General features: G+C 74.3%; 17 protein-coding genes and 3 tRNA genes. 15 read left to right on the plus strand and 5 right to left on the minus strand.

Going from position 1 to position 19,884, the window contains the following annotated elements; all coding sequences use genetic code 11:
- Window positions 1–3 precede the first annotated feature (3 nt).
- The 8 genes from BLR12_RS21950 to BLR12_RS21985 all read left to right on the plus strand — a co-directional run bounded on the left by BLR12_RS21950 (window position 4) and on the right by BLR12_RS21985 (window position 6,186).
- Complete coding sequence (locus BLR12_RS21950; protein ID WP_091382488.1) at window positions 4–1,335, plus strand: CPBP family intramembrane glutamic endopeptidase; 1,332 nt, start codon at window positions 4–6, stop codon at window positions 1,333–1,335.
- Window positions 1,321–1,392 (plus strand) — tRNA-Gln (locus tag BLR12_RS21955). The genes BLR12_RS21950 and BLR12_RS21955 overlap by 15 nt, the downstream gene beginning before the upstream one ends.
- Window positions 1,393–1,434: 42 nt before the next feature.
- Window positions 1,435–1,507: transfer RNA gene (locus BLR12_RS21960), tRNA-Glu, on the plus strand.
- Between the two features lie 106 nt (window positions 1,508–1,613).
- Window positions 1,614–1,686 (plus strand) — tRNA-Glu (locus BLR12_RS21965).
- Between the two features lie 142 nt (window positions 1,687–1,828).
- Window positions 1,829–2,935: a galactose-1-phosphate uridylyltransferase gene (gene galT / locus BLR12_RS21970; protein WP_091382490.1), complete on the plus strand. Its 1,107-nt coding sequence runs from the start codon at window positions 1,829–1,831 to the stop codon at window positions 2,933–2,935.
- A gap of 62 nt (window positions 2,936–2,997) precedes the next feature.
- Window positions 2,998–4,155 (plus strand): galactokinase, encoded by a 1,158-nt coding sequence (gene galK, locus BLR12_RS21975; RefSeq protein WP_091382492.1) that lies wholly within the window; start codon window positions 2,998–3,000, stop codon window positions 4,153–4,155.
- Window positions 4,156–4,186: 31 nt separating this feature from the next.
- A complete protein-coding gene (locus tag BLR12_RS21980) occupies window positions 4,187–5,851 on the plus strand; it encodes a sodium:solute symporter family protein (protein ID WP_091382494.1) in 1,665 nt (554 codons plus the stop codon).
- A 26-nt stretch (window positions 5,852–5,877) separates the two neighbouring features.
- Entirely contained in the window at window positions 5,878–6,186 is a 309-nt protein-coding gene (locus BLR12_RS21985) for a hypothetical protein (protein ID WP_091382496.1), read from the plus strand.
- Between the two features lie 183 nt (window positions 6,187–6,369).
- On the opposite strand, the gene BLR12_RS21990 is transcribed toward BLR12_RS21985, so the two are convergent.
- Both BLR12_RS21990 and BLR12_RS21995 read right to left on the minus strand, forming a co-directional pair.
- Window positions 6,370–7,476 carry a sulfite oxidase gene (locus BLR12_RS21990; protein ID WP_091382498.1) on the minus strand — a complete coding sequence of 369 codons (1,107 nt, stop codon included), beginning with the start codon at window positions 7,474–7,476 and terminating at the stop codon, window positions 6,370–6,372.
- A 154-nt stretch (window positions 7,477–7,630) separates the two neighbouring features.
- On the minus strand, window positions 7,631–8,332 hold the full coding sequence (locus tag BLR12_RS21995) for an IclR family transcriptional regulator (protein WP_091382499.1): 702 nt from the start codon (window positions 8,330–8,332) through the stop codon (window positions 7,631–7,633).
- A gap of 85 nt (window positions 8,333–8,417) precedes the next feature.
- Here BLR12_RS21995 and leuC point away from each other — a divergent pair, with 85 nt between their 5' ends.
- The 7 genes from leuC (at window position 8,418) to BLR12_RS22030 (ending at window position 16,107) form a co-directional block, all read left to right on the plus strand.
- Window positions 8,418–9,839: a 3-isopropylmalate dehydratase large subunit gene (leuC, locus tag BLR12_RS22000; RefSeq protein ID WP_091382501.1), complete on the plus strand. Its 1,422-nt coding sequence runs from the start codon at window positions 8,418–8,420 to the stop codon at window positions 9,837–9,839.
- Window positions 9,840–9,856: 17 nt separating this feature from the next.
- Window positions 9,857–10,462 carry a 3-isopropylmalate dehydratase small subunit gene (leuD, locus tag BLR12_RS22005; protein WP_091382503.1) on the plus strand — a complete coding sequence of 202 codons (606 nt, stop codon included), beginning with the start codon at window positions 9,857–9,859 and terminating at the stop codon, window positions 10,460–10,462.
- Between the two features lie 163 nt (window positions 10,463–10,625).
- On the plus strand, window positions 10,626–12,104 hold the full coding sequence (gene tcuA, locus BLR12_RS22010) for an FAD-dependent tricarballylate dehydrogenase TcuA (protein ID WP_091382505.1): 1,479 nt from the start codon (window positions 10,626–10,628) through the stop codon (window positions 12,102–12,104).
- Window positions 12,101–12,772 (plus strand): GntR family transcriptional regulator, encoded by a 672-nt coding sequence (locus tag BLR12_RS22015; protein WP_091382511.1) that lies wholly within the window; start codon window positions 12,101–12,103, stop codon window positions 12,770–12,772. Before tcuA ends, BLR12_RS22015 begins: the two co-directional genes overlap by 4 nt.
- 196 nt (window positions 12,773–12,968) lie before the next feature.
- A complete protein-coding gene (locus BLR12_RS22020) occupies window positions 12,969–13,988 on the plus strand; it encodes a Bug family tripartite tricarboxylate transporter substrate binding protein (RefSeq protein WP_091382512.1) in 1,020 nt (339 codons plus the stop codon).
- Window positions 13,985–14,593, plus strand: coding sequence for a tripartite tricarboxylate transporter TctB family protein (locus tag BLR12_RS22025; RefSeq protein ID WP_091382513.1), 609 nt, complete (start codon window positions 13,985–13,987; stop codon window positions 14,591–14,593). Before BLR12_RS22020 ends, BLR12_RS22025 begins: the two co-directional genes overlap by 4 nt.
- Complete coding sequence (locus BLR12_RS22030; RefSeq protein ID WP_091382514.1) at window positions 14,593–16,107, plus strand: tripartite tricarboxylate transporter permease; 1,515 nt, start codon at window positions 14,593–14,595, stop codon at window positions 16,105–16,107. The genes BLR12_RS22025 and BLR12_RS22030 overlap by 1 nt, the downstream gene beginning before the upstream one ends.
- A 49-nt stretch (window positions 16,108–16,156) precedes the next feature.
- On the opposite strand, the gene BLR12_RS22035 is transcribed toward BLR12_RS22030, so the two are convergent.
- Genes BLR12_RS22035 through cofC form a run of 3 tightly spaced genes read right to left on the minus strand, consistent with a single transcriptional unit; the run spans window position 16,157 to window position 19,829 of the window.
- Window positions 16,157–17,101 carry an NUDIX hydrolase gene (locus BLR12_RS22035; RefSeq protein ID WP_091382516.1) on the minus strand — a complete coding sequence of 315 codons (945 nt, stop codon included), beginning with the start codon at window positions 17,099–17,101 and terminating at the stop codon, window positions 16,157–16,159.
- On the minus strand, window positions 17,091–19,151 hold the full coding sequence (locus tag BLR12_RS22040) for an RNA degradosome polyphosphate kinase (RefSeq protein ID WP_091382518.1): 2,061 nt from the start codon (window positions 19,149–19,151) through the stop codon (window positions 17,091–17,093). Before BLR12_RS22040 ends, BLR12_RS22035 begins: the two co-directional genes overlap by 11 nt.
- 48 nt (window positions 19,152–19,199) lie before the next feature.
- Complete coding sequence (gene cofC, locus BLR12_RS22045; RefSeq protein ID WP_255363701.1) at window positions 19,200–19,829, minus strand: 2-phospho-L-lactate guanylyltransferase; 630 nt, start codon at window positions 19,827–19,829, stop codon at window positions 19,200–19,202.
- Window positions 19,830–19,884: the final 55 nt, after the last annotated feature.

Here is a 19,884-nt window from a genome sequence, read left to right on the forward strand (position 1 = left end):
CGGATGAGCGCGGCGGCTCCTCCCGGATGGCCCCCGGCGGACGAGGAGCCCTACACCGGGCCGCCGCCGACCGGGCCCTACGGTGCGCCGCGGTACGTGCCGGGGGCGCTGCACGGGATGCACCCGGCACCGGGCCCGGTGCCCTGGCCGCTCGGGCCGGTGCCGCTGCAGCCCGGCCCGCACACCGTCCCGCCCGGGGCGCCTCGGACCCTCCCGCCCGTCCCGGCGCCCGGCGTCGAGCCCTGGCAGCTGGCGCCGCCGGACCGGTGGCCGGCGCCCGGACCGGTCCACCCACCACCGGGCCTGCGGTGGGAGCCGCCGCCGGGCACCCCGCCGCACGACGAGCCCGTCGAGTACCTGCAGGTCATGCGGACCCGCGACTGGCGCTGGTGGCGGCCATTGCTCGGGCTCTTCCTGTTCACGGTCGTCTACCTGGTCGCGACCGTGCTGGTCTTCCTGGCCGGCTTCGCCGTCGGGCTGTTCCCCGACCCGACCACGATCGACCCGACCGACCTCACCGACCCCGGCCTGCTGCTGCTCACCAACGTCTCGCTGATGGTCGCGATCCCGTGCGTGTGGCTGGCGTGGGCGGCCGCGCACGGCAAGGCGATCGACTGGTCGTCGTCGGTGCTGGCCCGGCTGCGCTGGCGCCTGCTGGCGCCCTACACGCTCATGGCCCTGCCCACTTTGGGGTTGGCCATCGCCGCCAGCCTGGGCCTGTACGTGCTCGTCGAGGGCTGGGAGGTCACCGGCCCGGTGCCCGGCTACGGCTGGCTGCTGCTCGTGGTCGTGCTGACCACCCCGCTGCAGTCGGCCGCCGAGGAGTACCTGTTCCGCGGCTACCTCAGCCAGGCGGTCGCGGCGTGGGTCGGCCGGCCGCGGGCGGGGGCGGTGGTCGCCGGGGTGCTGACCGCTGCGCTGTTCTCCGCGGCCCACCTGCCGCCGGACGTCTGGTCCTTCCTCGACCGGTTCGCCTTCGGGCTCGCGGCGTCGGCCGTCGTCTGGCTGACCGGCGGCCTCGAGGCGGCGATCGTGCTGCACGCGGTCAACAACGTGGTGGTCTTCACGCTGGCCGGCGGGCTGGGGGAGGGCGTGGCCACCGACGCCGTCCCGGCCGGCACCGGCGTGGTCGTCGTGCTCGTCGACCTGCTGGCCATGGGCGGCTACGTGGCGCTGGTCGCCCGCTCCCGCCGGCGGCTGCGCCCGGAGTTGCTGACCGCGGCGCTGGACCTGCGAGGACCGTCACCCCGGGGGGTGCCCGGACCACCGCCGGGCATCGGGTATGGTGTTACCCGGCGCCGCGAGGCGCAGCACGGCCCTTGGGGTATGGGGTAATTGGCAGCCCGACGGTTTCTGGTTCCGTTAGTCTAGGTTCGAGTCCTGGTACCCCAGCGAGGAAGCCTGGTTCCTCAGCACCACTTGCACCACCTGCACGGCCCCGTCGTCTAGCGGCCCAGGACGCCGCCCTCTCACGGCGGTAGCGAGGGTTCGAATCCCTTCGGGGCTACAGCGAGCGAGAGCCCCCGGTCACCCGACCGGGGGCTCTCGTCGTCCGGGGACCCCGCCCCCGGTGCCCGGGCGCGGTGCGGCGCGTGGCAGACTGGGCGGTGCACGGCCCCGTCGTCTAGCGGCCCAGGACGCCGCCCTCTCACGGCGGTAGCGAGGGTTCGAATCCCTTCGGGGCTACAGCGAGCGAGAGCCCCCGGTCACCCGACCGGGGGCTCTCGTCGTCCCTCCGCCCGCCGGAGTGGCCCGGCTGCTGAGGCGGGTCTAGCGTCGGGACGCCGTTCACGCACAGTGACGAGCGGCGGGAAGGCAGGGCGCACCAGTGATCCGGACGAGTCGTCGGCTGGCCGACGGCCGGGAGATCCTCTACTTCGACGCCGGGGACGCCGCGCCACCGCGGACCGCCGAGGACCCGCGCGACCTCCCCGCGGTGAGCACCCGGTCGCAGCTGCGCTGGGATCCGCTGCTCGGCGAGTGGGTGGTGCTGGCCTCGCACCGGCAGACGCGGACCTTCCTGCCGCCGGCCGACCTCTGCCCGCTGTGCCCGACCCGGCCCGGCAAGGAGCCCACCGAGGTCCCCGAGACCGACTACGAGGTCGTCGTCTTCGAGAACCGCTTCCCGTCCCTGGCGACGGCGGTCGAGCGGGACGTCCCCGCGACCGCACCCGGCGCCCCGCTGACCGAGTTGCGCCCGGGCTTCGGCCGCTGCGAGGTCGTCGTCTTCACCAGCGAGCACGACCGGTCCTTCGCCACGCTCGGCGCCGACCGGGCCCGCCTGGTCGTCGACGTCTGGGCCGAGCGCACCGCGGAGCTGTCGGCGATCGAGGGCGTCGAGCAGGTCTACGTCTTCGAGAACTCCGGCGAGGAGATCGGGGTGACCCTCTCCCACCCGCACGGGCAGATCTACGCCTACCCGTTCGTGACGCCGCGGGTGGAGCGGGTGCTCGCCTCGGTCGAGCGGCACCGTCGGCAGACCGGCGGGGACCTGTTCGCCGACGTGCTGTCCGCCGAGCGCGCCGGGCCGCGCGTCGTCACCGCGAACGAGCACTGGACGGCGTTCGTGCCGGCCGCCGCGCGCTGGCCCTACGAGCTGCAGGTCTTCCCGCACCGCAGGGTGTCCGACCTGCCCGCCCTGACTGCTGCGGAGCGCGACGCGCTGGCCGCGGTCTACCTCGACGTGCTGGGCCGCTTCGCCCGCCGCTTCGACACCCCGATGCCCTACATCGCCTCCTGGAACCAGGCGCCGGTCACCCGCGGCCGCGAGGACTGGTGGCTGCACCTGCAGCTGTTCTCGCTGCGCCGGGCGCCCGGGAAGCTGAAGTACCTGGCCGGCTCGGAGTCCGGCATGGGCGCGTTCATCAGCGACACGACACCCGAGGACGTCGCCGAGCAGCTGCGCGACATGGGTGTGAGGACGACGGTCGAGTGAGCATCGCAGGGAGCGCCAGCGACCGAGGAGCGGAGCGAGCCCGGAGTCGAACGGAGGACCTCGTGAGCGCCGCGGACGCGGCCCGCCAGGCCTTCGCGGAGGCGTTCGGCGGGCAGCCCGAGGGCGTCTGGGCCGCACCGGGCCGGGTGAACGTGATCGGCGAGCACACCGACTACAACGACGGCTTCGTACTGCCGGTCGCCCTGCCCCACACCACCCGCGCCGCGGTCGCCCGCCGCGACGACGGGCTGGTCGTCCTGGTGTCCGCGCAGCACCCCGGCGACCGCGTCGAGGTGCCGGTCGCCGAGCTCGCCCCGGGACGCCCGGGCGGCTGGGCCGGCTACCCGGCCGGTGTCGTCGACGCGCTGCGGGACCGGGTGCCCGGCGGGGTGAGCGTGCTCGTCGACGGCGACGTCCCGGCGGGCATGGGCCTGTCGTCCTCGGCCGCCCTGTCCTGCTCGGTGGCCCTGGCGCTGCGCGACCTCACCGCCCCCGACCTCGCCACGGCCGACCTGGTCGACGTCGCCCGGCGGGCGGAGAACGACTTCGTCGGCGCCCCCACCGGGATCCTCGACCAGTCCGCATCGCTGCTCTGCACGGCCGGGCACGCGCTGTTCCTCGACACCCGCGACCGCAGCACCGAGCAGGTCCCGCTGGACCTGCGGGCAGCCGGGCTGGAGCTGCTCGTCGTCGACACCGGGACGACGCACGACCACGCGACCGGGGGCTACGGCGACCGCCGCCGCGAGTGCGAGCAGGCCGCCGAGCGGCTCGGGGTGCGCGCGCTGCGCGACGTCCCCGACGTCGCCGCGCTGGCCCCGCTGGACGACGGCACCCCCGAGGGCGGGGTGCTGGTGCGGCGCGCGCGGCACATCGTCACCGAGAACGCCCGGGTGCTCGAGGTCGTCGAGGTCCTGCGCGGGACCGCGGGCCCGGCGGCGATCGGGCCGCTGCTCACGGCCGGGCACGCCTCGCTGCGCGACGACTTCCAGATCTCCACCGTCGAGCTCGACACCGCCGTCGACACCGCCCTGGCGGCCGGTGCCACCGGCGCCCGGATGGTCGGCGGCGGGTTCGGCGGCAGCGCCGTCGTCCTCGTCGACACCGACCGGACCGACACCGTCGCGCGGGCGGTCGCCGACCGCTTCGCCCAGGAGGGCTTCGCCCCGCCCCGGGCCTTCGCGGTCGTCCCCTCGCAGGGCGCCCGGCGCCTGGCCTGACCCACTCCACCGACCCGGAGGTCCGCAGCCCGTGGACGCACTGCGTCTCGATGCCTCGTTCGTCGACTACCTGCTCGTCGCCGCCTACTTCGGTGTCGTGCTGCTCATCGGCTTCGCCGCCCGCCGGCGGGTGTCCGACAGCCTGGACTTCTTCCTGTCCGGGCGGTCGCTGCCGGCGTGGGTGACCGGGCTGGCGTTCATCTCGGCGAACCTCGGCGCGGTCGAGATCATCGGCATGTCCGCCAACGGCGCCCAGTACGGCTTCCCGACGATGCACTACTTCTGGATCGGCGCCGTCCCGGCGATGCTGTTCCTCGCCGTCGTGATGATGCCCTTCTACTACGGCTCCAAGGTGCGCAGCGTCCCGGAGTTCATGCGCCGCCGCTTCGGCACCGGGGCCCACCTGGTCAACGCGATCTCCTTCGCGCTGGCGCAGGTGCTCATCGCCGGCATCAACCTCTACCTGCTGGCCACCATCGTGGAGGCGCTGCTCGGCTGGCCGCTGTGGATCTCGCTGATCGTCGCCGCGGCCGTGGTGCTCAGCTACATCACCCTCGGCGGGCTGTCGGCGGCCATCTACAACGAGGTGCTGCAGTTCTTCGTCATCGTCGCGGCGCTGCTGCCGCTGACCCTCATCGGCCTGAACCGGGTGGGCGGCCTGAGCGGCTTCGTCGACGCGGTGACCGGGACGCCGGGCTACACCGACCCGCTCTCGACCTGGCCGGCCACCGACCTGTCCGGGTTCGAGAGCCCGGTCTGGTCGGTCCTCGGCATCGTCTTCGGCCTGGGCTTCGTGCTCTCCTTCGGCTACTGGACGACGAACTTCGTCGAGGTCCAGCGGGCGATGGCGACCAAGTCGATGTCCGCGGCCCGCAGCACCCCGGTCATCGGCGCCTTCCCGAAGATGTTCATCCCGTTCATCGTCGTCGTCCCGGGGATGATCGCCGCCGCGATCGTCCCGGAGGTCCGCGCCCTCAAGGAGGGGGCGGAGAGCCCGATCACGTACAACGAGGCGCTGCTCGTCCTCATGCGCGACGTGCTGCCCAACGGGCTGCTGGGCGTGGCGATCGCCGGCCTGCTCGCCTCGTTCATGGCCGGCATGGCGGCCAACATCTCCGCCTTCAACACCGTCTTCAGCTACGACCTGTGGCAGACCTACGTGAAGAAGGACCGGCCCGACGACTACTACCTGCGCATCGGGCGGCTGGCCACGGTCGGCGCCACCGTCGTCGCCATCGGGACGGCGTTCATCGCGGCCGGCTACAGCAACCTGATGACCTACCTGCAGACGTTGTTCGGCTTCTTCAACGCCCCGCTGTTCGCCACGTTCATCCTGGGCATGTTCTGGAAGCGGATGACGCCGACCGCGGGCTGGGCGGGCCTGGTCTCGGGCACCGCCGCGGCGCTGGTCGTGTTCGTCATGAACGAGACCGGCGTGATCACGCTGCCGGGCCAGGGTGCGGCGTTCGTCGCGGCCGGTGCGGCGTTCGTCGTCGACATCGTGGTCAGCGTCGTGGTCAGCAGGGTGACCGCGCCCAAGCCGGTCGCCGAGCTGGCGGGGCTGGTCTACTCCGAGACGCCGAGGGAGCAGCGCACCGACCCCGACGCCTCGACCCTGCCGTGGTACCAGTCGCCCACCAAGCTGGCCGGCATCGCGCTGGTCATGGTCATCGCGCTCAACGTGGCGTTCGCGTGACCGCCGGGTCCGGAGAGGAGAGCCCCATGGGCAGCAGCGGAGCACAGCCGGACGGCACCGACGGCGGGACGAGGCACGCGGCCGGCGCCTACGACGTCCGCAACGTGATAGCCGGCCTGATCGGCTTCTACGGGATCGTGCTGGTCGTCGTGGGCATCGTCGGCGACGGCGAGGCCGAGGCGGCCAAGACCGGTGGCCTGGCGGCCAACCTGTGGGCCGGCGTCGCGATGCTGGTCTTCGCCGCGGGGTTCGCGCTGTGGTCGCGGCTGCGGCCGGTGGTCGTCGACCCGGGCGCCGACGTCGCCGGTGACGAGGACCGGCCGCCGGCGCACTGAGGAAGGACCACCCTTCTCCCCGTGAAGGACCCCCTCGCCCCCCACCGCTCGCAAGCTCGCGGCGGGCCCCTGCAAGGGGGCTGTCAGGGCTCGGCGCGGTTCCCTGAAGGGTGGCCGTTCCAGTACGTCACCAGCTCGGCGCGGGCCCCTGCAGGGGGCCACCCAGGACCGGGCCGCGGCCGGTCACCCGAGGACGGTCACCGGCACCCGCTGCACCAGGTTGTTGGCCATGCCCTGCCGGTTCCAGACCGGCTCGGTGGGCTGGGCGCCCTCGGCGTCGCTCGCGCGGGCCAGCAGCTCGTGGCTGCCGGGCTCCGCCGTCCACGGGAACTGCCAGGCCCGCCAGGTGAACGGGTGCGCCGGGTCGGCAGGGGCGAGCTCGGCGGCCGACCAGGTGGCCCCGCCGTCGGTGCTGACCTCGACCCCGGTGACCGGCGCCCGGCCCGACCAGGCCCGGCCGGTGAGCGTCACGGGGCCCGGCTGCAGGAAGCGCTCCCGGGTCATGAAGTCGGGCCAGCCGGGCGGCGCGAGCAGCGCCCGCGGCGCGATCCGGGTGACCGGCTCACCCGGATCGCCCGCGTCGACCTTGAGGCGGTAGGCGGTCGCGTTCTGGAAGCCGTCGAAGGGCCGGTCGAGCACCTCGATGCCGGTCAGCCACTTGACGTGCGCCATCCCGTACCAGCCCGGCACCAGCAGGCGCAGCGGAGCGCCGTGCTGGGGTGGCAGCGGCATGCCGTTCATGCCCCAGACCAGCAGCACCTCGGGGCGCATCGCCTCGGCCAGCGGCAGGCCGCGCGCGTAGTCCTGCTCGACGCCGCGCTCCACGCCGTGGTCGGCCCCGGTGAACGCGACGTCGACCGCGCCGTCGGCGATCCCGGCCTCGGCCAGCAGCGGGGCCAGCGGGGTACCGGTCCACTCGGCGCTGCCGACGGCCTCGAGCAGCCAGGGCTGGCTGACCGGGCGCGGCTCGTAGCGGGCGCGGCCGTTGCCGGCGCACTCGAGCAGCACCCGCGAGGTGACGGCGGGGCGGGCCTGCAGGTCCGCCAGGGTCAGCCGCAGCGGCGTGGTGACCGCGCCGCCGAACTCCAGCGCCCAGGTCGCCGGGTCGACGGCGGGGATGTCGTAGTGGGTGAGCACGTAGTGCAGTCCCGGCGGGGTGACCTCGTAGCGCAGCGCCTCCAGCGGCATCCCGTGGTTGCGGGTGGCCAGGGCCAGCTCGTCGAGGCCGATGCCCTCGCCGGGCTCGGCGATGCGGGCGCGGCCGCGGTGCGTGGACTCGGTGGCGGTCATGCGCCCAGTCTCGGCCGTGCGACGGCGGAGGGGAACTGCCCGCCCGGTCAGGGGCGACGTCGGCGTCCGCCCCCGCGCCCGGTGGTCACCGGCGTCCGGCTGCCCGACCCGCCGACGGGCACGGCCACCCGCCGATGGTCACGGCGGTCCTCGCTCAGCGGGCGGCGCGGGAGATGGCGCCGGCGGCCTCGAGCACCGCGCCGACCACCTCGGGTGCGGGACGGCGGCCCAGCCGCTCCACCGGACCCGAGATGGAGACCGCGCCCAGCACCACGCCCATCGCGTCGCGGACCGGCGCCGACAGCGACGCCACCCCGGGCTCCCGCTCGGCGACGCTGTGCGCCCAGCCCCGCCGGCGGACGTCGAGCAGCGTGCGCGCGGTGAAGCTGGCGCTGGGCAGCAGCGGGGTGACCTCGTCGGCGGGCGCGAAGGCGAGCAGCGCGTGGGCCGCCGAGCCCGCGGTCATCGGCAGCCGCGCGCCGACCGGCACGGTGTCGCGCAGCCCGTGCGCCCGCTCGGCCGCGGCCACGCACACCCGGCTGGCGCCGTCCCGCACGTAGAACTGTGCGCTCTCCCCGCTGGCGTCGCGCAGCGCCACCAGGTGCCGGCCGGCCAGGTCGGCCAGGTCGGCGACCCCCCGGCCGAGCTCGGCCAGTGCCGGGCCGGGCGCCCAGGCGCCGGCCGGGGTGCGGCGGAGGAGCCGGTGCCCCTCGAGGGCCACGGCGAGCCGGTGGGCGGTCGCCCGGGGCAGCCCGGTGCGATCGACGAGCTCGGCGAGGGTCGCGGGCTCGGCGGCGACGGCGCGGAGGATGGACACCGCTTTGTCCAACACGGCGACCGGGTTAGGCTGTCCCACACAGCAATACTTGCATCCCACAGCGTGAGATGGCCAGCGTGGTCGTCCGCACCGGGTGCGAGCCCCGACCCCGGAGGGACCAGCCGTGCCGAAGACCCTGGCGGAGAAGGTCTACGACGCCCACGTCGTGCGCAGCGCCGCGGGCGAGCCGGACCTGCTCTACATCGACCTGCACCTCGTGCACGAGGTGACCAGCCCGCAGGCCTTCGACGGCCTGCGCGCGGCCGGGCGCACGGTGCGCCACCCCGAGCTCACCATGGCGACCGAGGACCACAACGTCCCGACGCTGGAGATCCTCAAGCCCATCGCCGACCCGGTCAGCCGCGCGCAGGTCGAGGCGCTGCGCCGGAACGCCGCCGAGTTCGGCATCCGGCTGGCCCCGATGGGCGACCGCGACCAGGGCATCGTGCACGTCATCGGTCCGCAGCTGGGGCTCACCCAGCCGGGCACGACGATCGTCTGCGGCGACAGCCACACCTCGACCCACGGCGCGTTCGGCGCGCTGGCCTTCGGCATCGGCACCAGCGAGGTCGAGCACGTGCTGGCCACCCAGACCCTGCCGCAGTACCGGCCCAGGCAGATGGCCGTGACGGTGGACGGCGAGCTGCCGGAGGGCGTGTCCTCGAAGGACGTCATCCTGGCCGTCATCGCCCAGATCGGCACCAACGGCGCCGCGGGCCACGTCATCGAGTACCGCGGCAGCGCCATCGAGGCGCTGTCGATGGAGGCCCGGATGACGATCTGCAACATGTCGATCGAGGCCGGCGCACGCGCCGGGCTGATCGCACCCGACGAGACCACCTTCGAGTTCCTCAAGGGCCGCCCGCACGCCCCGCAGGGCGCCGACTGGGACGCCGCCGTCGAGTACTGGCGCACGCTGCGCACCGACGAGGACGCGGTCTTCGACGCCGAGGTCGTGCTGGACGCCGCGTCGCTGACCCCGTTCGTCACCTGGGGCACCAACCCCGGCCAGGGCCTGCCGATCACGGGGTCGGTGCCCGACCCCGCCGCCATCGCCGACGAGGGCGAGCGCCGCGCCGTCGAGCAGGCGCTGGCCTACATGGGCCTGACCCCCGGCACGCCGCTGCGCGAGATCGAGGTCGACACCGTCTTCCTCGGCTCCTGCACCAACGGCCGCATCGAGGACCTGCGGGTCGCCGCCGAGCTGCTGCGCGGGCGGACGATCGACCCCCACACCCGGATGCTCGTCGTCCCCGGCTCGGTGGGCGTGAAGCAGCAGGCCGAGGCCGAGGGCCTGGACCGGGTGTTCGTCGAGGCCGGCGCGGAGTGGCGGGGTGCGGGGTGCTCGATGTGCCTGGGCATGAACCCCGACCAGCTCAAGCCGGGGGAGCGGTCGGCGTCGACCAGCAACCGCAACTTCCAGGGCCGGCAGGGCAAGGGCGGGCGCACCCACCTGGTCTCGCCGTCGGTCGCCGCAGCCACCGCACTCACCGGGCGGCTGACCGCCCCCGCCGACCTGGCGCCCGCCGAGCCGGCCGTCGTCTGAGACCGGAGCCCTTCGACATGGACGCCTTCACCACGCACACCGGCACCGCGGCCCCACTGCGCCGCAGCGCCGTCGACACCGACCAGATCATCCCGGCCGAGTACCTCAAGCGGATCACCCGCACCGGGTTCGAGGACGGCCTGTTCGTCGCCTGGCGCACCAACGAGCCGGACTTCGTGCTCAACCAGCCGCAGTACGCCGACGCGTCGATCCTCGTCGCCGGCCCCGACTTCGGCACCGGCTCCTCCCGCGAGCACGCCTGCTGGGCGCTGCTCGACGGCGGGTTCCGCGCGGTGATCAGCTCGCGGTTCGCCGACATCTTCAAGAACAACTCGACCAAGTCCGGCCTGCTGACCGTCGTCCTGCCGCAGGCCGAGGTGGAGGCGCTGTGGGCGGCGGTGGAGGCCGACCCCACCACGCCGGTGACCGTCGACCTGCAGGCGAAGCAGGTCACCTACGGCGGGCACGGCGTGCCGTTCCAGATCGACGACTACACCCGCTGGCGGCTGCTGGAGGGCCTGGACGACGTCGGTCTCACCGAGCGGCACCTGCCGGACATCGAGGCCTACGAGGCGCGCCGCCCGGCCTGGCTGCCGAAGTCGCTGCCGGCACTGCCGGCCTGAGCGGGGACCGCTGACGGGAGGGGCGGGGGCGCCACGGCGTCGCCGCCCCTCCTGCGTCGCCACGACGGACCGAGACCGTGGACACCGTGGATACGACTGTATACAGTCGTATCCGTCTAGGTGTCCGCAGACGGCGGACCGGCGGCGAGGAGATGAGGCGGCGATGGACGGTAGGACCGACGGGGTGGACGTCGTCGTGGTCGGCGGCGGGAACGCGGGCTTCTCCGCCGCCCTGGCCGCAGCCGACCGCGGGCGCCGGGTGGTGCTGCTGGAGAAGGGCGAGCGCGAGCAGGCGGGCGGGAACAGCTACTACACCGCCGGGGCCTTCCGGATCGCCCACGACGGCCTGGACAGCGTCGTGGACCTGCTGGACGACGACGAGCGGCTCGCCACCACCGACCTGCCGTCCTACCCGGCCGACGACTACCTCGCCGACATGGCGAAGGTGACGGAGGGCCGCAATGACCCGCAGCTGACCGCGGCCATCGTCGAGGACAGCCTGGACACCCTCCGCTGGCTGCACGGCCACGGCCTGCGCTTCCGCCTGATGTACGAGCGGCAGGCCTACCAGGACGACACCTCCGGGCGCTTCGTGTTCTGGGGCGGGCTGGCGGTCGGCAGCACCGGAGGCGGCAAGGGGCTCATCGCCCAGCACACCGCCGCGGCCGAGGCGGCCGGCGTCGAGGTGCGGTACGGCGTCCGTGCGCACGACCTGCTCGTCGAGGAGGGTCGCGTGCGGGGGGTCAGCTGGAGCGACGTGCAGGGGGTCCGCGGTGAGCTGCGGGCCGAGTCGGTCGTCCTCGCCGCCGGTGGCTTCGAGGCCGACGCCGCCATGCGCGCCGAGCACCTGGGGGAGGGGTGGGAGCGGGCCAAGGTGCGCGGCACCCCGCTGAACACCGGCGACATGCTCCGCGCGGCGCTGGCCGCCGGCGCCCAGCCCTACGGTGACTGGGGCTCCTGCCACAGCGTCGCCTGGGACTCCGGGTTCGCGGCCAACGAGAGCAACCGGGAGCTGACCAACCAGCTGACCCGTGGCGGCTACCCCCTGGGGATCGTGGTCAACACGCTCGGGCTGCGGTTCGTCGACGAGGGCGCGGACTACCGCAACTACACCTACGCCAAGTACGGGGCCGCGATCCTCCGCCAGCCCGGAGGCCAGGCGTTCCAGGTCTTCGACGCGGCGACCCGCCCGCGGCTGCGGACCGAGGAGTACGACATGCCCGGCGCCTCGGAGATCGTCGCGGACACCGTCGACGGCCTGGCCCGGGCCATGGGCGTCGACGTGGCCGGCTTCTGCCGGACGGTCGAGGAGTTCAACGCCTCGATCGACCGGTCGGTGCCGTTCGACCCCGCGGTCAAGGACGGCCGGGCGGCGCGCGTCGAGCCGCCGAAGAGCAACTGGGCGCTCCCGCTGGAGCAGCCGCCCTTCTCCGCCTTCCCGGTCACCTGCGGCATCACCTTCACCTTCGGCGGGCTCCGCGCGGACACCGGCAGCCGGGTCCTCGACCAGGCCGGCGACCCGATCCCCGGCCTGTTCGTGTGCGGCGAGATGCTGGGCGGGCTGTTCAGCGTCAACTACCCCGGCGGCACCGGCCTCACTTCGGGCGCGGTCTTCGGCAGGAGGGCAGGATCGCAGGCGTGACGACGCCACGGCCCGACGCTCGGTCCATCTACGAGGAGCTGCGGGCCGAGATCGGTCGGGGCACCCTGGCTGCCGGCAGCCCGCTGCGCGAGGTGGCGGTGGCCGAGCGCTTCGGCGTCTCCCGCACCCCGGTGCGGGAGGCGCTGCGCCGGCTGGAGCACGACCGGCTCGTCGTCCCGGGCGCCCGAGGGCTGCAGGTGCGGGCGGTCGACCCGCAGGAGGTCGTCCAGGTCTACGACGTGCGCATCCTGCTCGAGGCCGAGGCCGCCCGCGTGGCGGCGCGGGCACGCACCGAGACCGACCTGGTCCAGCTGGAGGGGCTGCTCGCGCGGGATCGTGCGCTGACCGACCCGCCGGACCAGCTCCGCGCCGAGACCAACGCCGAGTTCCACGAGGCGGTGTGGCAGGCGGCGCACAACCGCGTGCTGTCGGACCTGTTGCAGCGGCTGACCGTCCACCTGGTCCGCACGCCGCACTCGACCCTGTCTGCGCCCGGGCGCTGGGACGAGGCGCTCGCGGAGCACGAGGAGCTGCTCCGGGCCATCGCCGACGGCGACGGCGAGGCCGCCGCCCGCGCGGCGGCCGAGCACATGCGTCGGGCCCGGGAGATCCGGCTCAGCCTCCTGCGCTCCGCGGCCTCCGGGCGCACCGGGTCCCCGACCGGCTGAGGGACCCCGCAGGAGCCCGGCGCCCGGCACCTCGTCGACGTGCCGCGGCGGTCGCTGGAGCGGGTCGGTAACGACTTCGAGACGTCCTGGTCGGTGGCTTGACGAGACGCGCGCCACACGCCAAGGTGGTCGCGTATCCGACTGGATACAACGGGATGCAGTCCGGTCCCGCCTCGAAGACGAGCGGAGGTCCCCCATGGCACAGGTCGCACCCGGCACCGGTCGGAGCAGGCTCACGGTGGCGGCGCTGCTGGCCACCGGGCTGGCGGTGACGGGGTGCGCCCCGTCGCAGGACTCCGGCGGCACGGACGCGCAGGCGGCCGGCTGGCCCACCGGAGACGTCCGCATCATGGCGCCGGCCGACGCCGGCGGCGGCTGGGACCAGACCTCCCGCGCGCTGCAGGAGGTCATGTCCGGCCGGGTCGACGTCCCGGTCGAGGTCTACAACGTCGGCGGTGCCGGCGGCACGGTCGGCATCGCGCAGTTCGTCGGGAACGAGGGCGACCCGAACGAGCTCATGACCATGGGGTCGATCATGGTCGGGGCCATCGAGACCAACGCCTCGCCGGTCACGCTCGACCAGGTGACCCCGCTGGTCCGCCTGCTCGGCGAGTACGAGGTCATCGTCGCGCCGACGGCTTCCCCGTTCCAGACCATCGACGACATGGTCGCCGCCATGCAGGCCGACGTCGGGTCGGTCGCCATCGCCGGCGGCTCGGCCGGCGGCATCGAGCAGATCCTGGCCGGCCTGGTCGCCCAGGAGATCGGCGCGGACCCCGGCGCGGTCAACTACATCCCGCACAGCGGTGGCGGCGAGGCGCTGGCCACGATCCTGTCCGGCCGGGTGCAGGCCGGCATCTCGGGGATCAACGAGATCCGCGAGCAGATCGAGGCCGGCCAGGTGCGCGCGTTGGCGGTCTCCTCGCCCGAGCGGATCGAGGGCATCGACGCCCCGACGCTGACCGAGGCCGGGCTCGACATCGAGCTGGCCAACTGGCGCGGCATGGTCGCGCCCCCCGGCATCTCCGCCGAGGAGGAGCAGGCCATCGAGGACGCGCTGACCGACCTGGCGGAGAGCCCCGAGTGGCAGCAGGTCCTGGCCGACCGCGGCTGGGACGACCAGTTCCTCGCCGGTGAGGAGTTCGAGCAGTTCCTCGACGAGGAGCAGGAGCGCGTCCGCGGCGTCCTCGAGGACCTGGGCCTGGTCTCGTCGTGACCCCGCCGGTGGTCACGTCCGGCGTCCCGGCGGCGGGCCGCCGGGGACGCCGGCGGGTCGACCGGGCCTCGCTCGCACTGGCGGTCCTGCTGGTGGTGATGGGCGTGACCCTCGCCGTGGACGCCAGCTCCATCCAGGCGCCGCCCGGCAGCGACGGCATCGGGCCCTCGGCCTTCCCCTGGGCCATCGCGGTGGCGCTCCTGGTCCTGGGGTGCGTGCTGGGCGTGGTGGCCCTGCGAGGCCGCGAACCGCACCCGCACGACGCCGCCCTCGGCCCCCTGCACGCCGACGTGCCGCACGACGACGAGGCGGACCGGCCGGCGGTCGAGCCGGTGCCGGTCGGTGACACCGCGCGGCCGGCGCTGCGCGTCCGCCCGGTGCTGCGGGTGGCGGTGTTCGCCGCCGGGCTGCTCGCGCACGCGCTGCTCGTCGACACCGCGGGCTACGTGGTGGCCGCCCTGGTGCTGTTCGTCGCGGTCGCGCTCGCCTTCGGGGCGCCGCGCCCGGTCCGGGTGGTGATCGTCGGCCTGGTCCTGACGCTGGTCATCTTCTACTCGTTCACGCTGGGCCTCGGCCTGGCGCTGCCCAACTTCGGCGGCGGGTGATGGACGGGTTCGCCCAGCTGCTCGACGGCTTCGGGGCGGCGATCAGCCCGGAGAACCTGCTCTGGGCGCTGATCGGCGTCACGCTGGGCACCGCGGTCGGCGTGCTCCCCGGCATCGGCCCGGCGCTGACCGTCGCCCTGCTGCTGCCGCTCACCTTCCGGCTCGACGCCACCAGCTCGCTGATCATGTTCGCCGGCATCTACTACGGCGGGATGTACGGCGGCTCGACCACGTCGATCCTGCTCAACACACCGGGAGAGAGCGCCTCGATCATCTCCGCGCTCGAGGGCAACAAGATGGCCAGGGCGGGACGCGGTGCGGCCGCGCTCGCCACCGCGGCCATCGGCTCGTTCGTCGCGGGGACGATCGCGACGCTCGGGCTGACCTTCCTGGCCCCGGTCATGGTCGACGTGGCGCTGACCTTCGGTCCGCCCGAGTACTTCGCCCTGATGGTCGTGGCGTTCACGACGGTGGCCGCGCTGCTCGGGTCGTCGGTGCTGCGGGGCCTGATCGGGCTGGTCATCGGCATCACGATCGGGCTGGTCGGCATCGACGTGCAGTCCGGTCAGGCCCGGCTCACGCTGGGCGTGCCCCAGCTGCTCGACGGGATCGACGTCGTGATCGTGGTCGTCGGGCTCTTCGCGATCGGTGAGGCCATCACGGTCCTCGCCAGCGGCGAGCGGCGCAGCACGGTCACCCCGGCGCCGGGGTCGCGGTGGCTCTCCCGCGGCGACTTCCGCCGCAGCTGGAAGCCGTGGCTGCGCGGCACCGCGCTGGGCTTCCCGATCGGTGCCCTGCCCGCCGGCGGCGCGGAGATCCCGACGTTCTTGAGCTACAGCGCCGAGAAGCGGCTCACCAAGCACCCCGAGGAGTTCGGCCACGGGGCCATCGAGGGGGTCGCCGGGCCCGAGGCGGCGAACAACGCCGCCGCGGCCGGGGTCCTGGTACCGCTGCTGGCGCTGGGCCTGCCGACCTCGGCGACCGCCGCGGTCATCCTCGCCGGCTTCCAGAACTACGGCATCCAGCCGGGGCCGCTGCTGTTCAGCTCCAACAGCGCGCTGGTGTGGACGCTCATCGCGAGCCTCTACATCGGCAACGTGCTGCTGCTGGTGCTCAACCTGCCGCTGGTCGGGATCTGGGTGCGGTTGCTGCAGATCCCGCCGTACTACCTGTACGCCGGCATCGCGGTGTTCGCGACGTTGGGCACCTTCGCGATCGGCGGCAGCACCGTCGACCTGGTGGTGCTCTACGTCGTCGGAGCCCTGGGGTTCCTGCTGCGCGCAGCCGACGTGCCCGTCGCCCCGGCGGTGGTCGGGTTGATCCTCGGTCCGCTCGCCGAGGAGCAGCTGCGCCGGTCGCTGGCGATCTCGCAGGGGGACGTCGGGGTGCTCGTCTCCTCGCCGTTGTGCATCGCCCTGCTGCTGGTGGCCGCCGCGGCGGTCGTCCTGCCGCCGGTGGTGCGGCAGGTCCTGCGACGGCGGACGGCCTCGCAGCAGTTCGACCGGGTCGCCTAGGGCGCCGGTGCGCACGGGCGGGCCGATCCAGCCCCTGCGCACCGGTCGCTCAGCGGAGGCCGGTGAAGGCGGGGTCGTCCGTGTCGGGCCAGAAGTCGTGGTGGTAGTCGGCCGAGAGCGCGCCCGGACATCCGGCCAGCACCCACGTGCTGCCCTTGGCCGCCGGCGGGTGCAGCGCCCCGGCGACGCCCGCGAAGCGGACGCCGAGGGCCGCCAGCACCGAGGGGATGGCCCCGCCCTGGCTGCAGACGACCGCCACCCCGGGCCGCTCGCGCGGCGCCAGGAGCCGCTCGACGGCGGTGAGGGCCGCCTGCGGGTCGGCGGCGTACTCCTCCTCGCCGAGCTCGGGCAGCGGGCGGACGTGGAGTCCGGTCCGCTCGGCCAGCGGTGCCAGCGTCTCCCGGCAGCGGACCCGCTCGGCGGTCAGCAGCTCGACGGGGCAGAAGGACGGCAGCACCTCGGCCAGCCGGGCGGCCTGCCGGCGCCCCTTGCCGTCCAGCGGCCGCAGCTCATCGGGCCCGTCCCAGTCGGACTTGCTGCCCGCCTTGGCGTGCCGGACCAGCAGCAGGGTCGGCTCCCGGGGGACGTCGGTGCGCGCGAGGTCGGCCAGCACCGCGCGGTCGTGCGCGTGGCTGACCAGCCCGCAGGCCTCCTCGACCGGCAGCCAGCGCAGCTCGTCGACCTCGTCGTTGGGCTCGAAGTCCCCGCCGACCACGCGCATCAGCCAGTAGTCGACCCGCTTGGGGCCCTCGAGGACCTCGTACTCGGTGCGCACGCTGCGCCGGCCGACGACGACCTCCAGCCCGGTCTCCTCGGCCACCTCGCGCACCGCCGTCTGCAGCAGGTGCTCACCCGCGTCGGGCTTGCCCTTCGGCAGCGACCAGTCGTCGTAGCGCGGCCGGTGCACCAGCGCGGTCTCGATGCCGCCGCCGTCCGCCGGCCGCCACAGGGCGCCGCCGGCCGCGCGGACCAGGCGCTGCGGCTCAGCCGGCATGGTCGACCGCCGCCGCCATCAGCGCCGCCTGGTAGTCGTGCTCGCCGGTGCGGGTCCAGGCACCGTCCACGCCCAGCTCCCAGCAGCGCACGCCGTCGGCCATCGCCGCGTCGAAGATGTGCTGCAGCTGCCGCTGGGCGGTGTCGTCGCACACCCGCAGCAGCACCTCCACGCGCCGGTCGAGGTTGCGGTGCATGAGGTCGGCGCTGCCGATCCACCACTCGCCCTCGCCGCCGCCGGCGAACCACATCGCCCGCGAGTGCTCCAGGAAGCGGCCGACGATCGAGCGCACCCGCACGTTCTCCGACAGCCCGGGGACGCCGGGGCGCAGCGAGCAGATGCCGCGGATGAGCAGCTCCACCGGTACACCGGCCGCCGACGCCTCGTAGAGGGCGTCGATCATCTCCTCGTCGACCAGCGAGTTGACCTTGATGCGGATGCCGGCCGGCCGGCCGTCCCGCGCGTTGCGGGCCTCCCGCCGGATCTTCTCCACCAGCCCGGGCCGCACGCCGTGCGGCGCCACCATCAGCCGCCGGTAGGTCGTCTGCCGGGAGTAGCCGGTCAGGGTGTTGAACAGGTCGGTGAGGTCCGCGCCCACCCGCGGGTCGGCGGTGAGGATGCCGAGGTCCTCGTAGAGCCGGGCGGTCTTGGGGTTGTAGTTGCCCGTGCCGATGTGGCAGTACCGGCGGATCACCCCGCTCTCCCGGCGCACCACCAGCGCGGTCTTGCAGTGCGTCTTCAGCCCCACCAGCCCGTAGACGACGTGGCAGCCGGCCCGCTCCAGCGACCGGGCCCAGCTGATGTTGGCCTCCTCGTCGAAGCGTGCCTTGATCTCCACCAGGACGACGACCTGCTTGCCGGCCTGGGCGGCGTCGATGAGCGCGTTGACGATCGGCGAGTCACCCGAGGTGCGGTACAGGGTCTGCTTGATCGCCAGCACGTTCGGGTCGGCGGCGGCCTGCTCGATGAAGCGCTGCACGCTGGTCGCGAACGAGTGGTAGGGGTGGTGGACGAGCACGTCGCCCTCCCGCAGCGTCGCGAACACGCTCTTGGGCGTCTCGCCCTCCGACAGCCGCGGGTGGGTGGCCGGCACGAACGGCTCGTCCTTCAGCTCCGGTCGGTCCAGGCCGTAGAGCTCCCACAGCGATGCCAGGTCCAGCAGCCCGGGGACGTGGACCACGTCGGAGGCGTCGACCTCCAACTCGGAGATGAGCACCTGCAGCACGTCGGGGTCCATGGGCTCGGCGACCTCCAGCCGCACCGCCGGCCCGAAGCGGCGCCGGGCCAGCTCGCGCTCCAGCGCCTGCAGCAGGTCCTCGTCCCGGTCCTCCTCGACCTCCAGGTCGGCGTTGCGGGTGACCCGGAACAGGTGGTGGTCGATGACGTCCAGGCCCGGGAACAGCGCCGGCAGGTGCGCGGCGATGAGGTCCTCCAGCGGCAGGAACGTCGCATGCGAGTCGCCCGGTCCCACCTGGACGAAGCGCGGCACGTTGTTGGGCACCTTGAGCCGGGCGAAGCGCGGCGCGTCGGTGTCGGGGTCGCGCACCCGGACGGCGAGGTTCAGCGACAGCCCGCTGATGTAGGGGAACGGGTGCGCCGGGTCGACCGCGAGCGGGGTCAGCACCGGGAACACCTGGTCGCGGAAGTACTCCCGCAGCCGCGTGGTCTCGGCCTCGGCGAGCTCGTCCCAGTGCACGATCCGGATCCCGGCCTCCTCCAGGCCCGGGGTGATGTCCTTGGCGAAGACGTCGGCGTGCCGGTGCACCAGGTCGCGGGTGCGCTCGGTGACCCGGGCCAGCTGCTCGCGGATGGTCAGCCCGTCGGGGGAGCGCACCGTCAGGCCGGTGCTCTGCCGCCGCTTCAGGCCGGCGATGCGGACCATGTAGAACTCGTCGAGGTTGCCGGCGAAGATCGCCAGGAACTTCACCCGCTCCAGCAGCGGCGCGGACTCGTCCTCCGCCAGCTCGAGCACGCGGGAGTTGAAGTCCAGCCACGACAGCTCACGGTTGATGTACCGGTCGGCGTGGACACCGGATCGGGTCGGGGGCACGCGCTCATCGTGCCGCAGTCGGGTGTCCGGTGGGCGGCCGGCGGGAGGTCAGCCGGTGCTGCCGAGCAGCGCCGCGGTGTGCGGCCCGACGCCCAGCGCCAGGGCCTCGCGCAGGTCCGCCGGCGTGTCGACGTCGCGCGCCAGCCCGGGCCACCCGCCGGTCAGCGGCACCGCGCCCCCGGCCCGGTGGCGCCGCGCCGAACCGGCCCCGAAGGCGGGGGACAGGTCGGTGCCGGCGGCGGTCAGCAGCGTCGTCCCGCTGCCCTGCGCGTCGGCGACGAAGCAGCGCGGCGCGGTGCCCGCCGCGGCCAGTGCGGCGGCCAGCTCCCGCGGGCGCAGGGCCGGCAGGTCGGAGGACAGCGCGGCCACCGCCGTCCCCCCGGTGGCGCGGGCGCCGTGGGCCAGCGCCGCGTTGAGGCCGCGGTCGGGCTGGTCGGGCACCGTGGCCGCGCCTAGCCGGGTGACCTCCGCGGCCGCGTCGGGGTCGTCGGTGACGACGAGGACGCCGGCGACGGCGGGGCAGGCCAGCGCGGCGGCGACGGTGTCGGCCAGCAGGGCCAGCACCAGCCGGTCGTGCGCGGCCTGCGGCGGACCGGCCAGCCCCCCGGGCAGCGGCGTGAGCCGGGTCTTCGCCAGCGGCAGCCGCTTCGCCGGGACGACGACCGACCACGTGCGCACGGCGACAATGTGAGCACACCGGCGCGGGGACGCCGGGCCGCCGCACCCCCCCCCG

The organism is Geodermatophilus sp. DSM 45219 (assembly GCF_900104025.1).
Classification (GTDB): domain Bacteria; phylum Actinomycetota; class Actinomycetes; order Mycobacteriales; family Geodermatophilaceae; genus Geodermatophilus.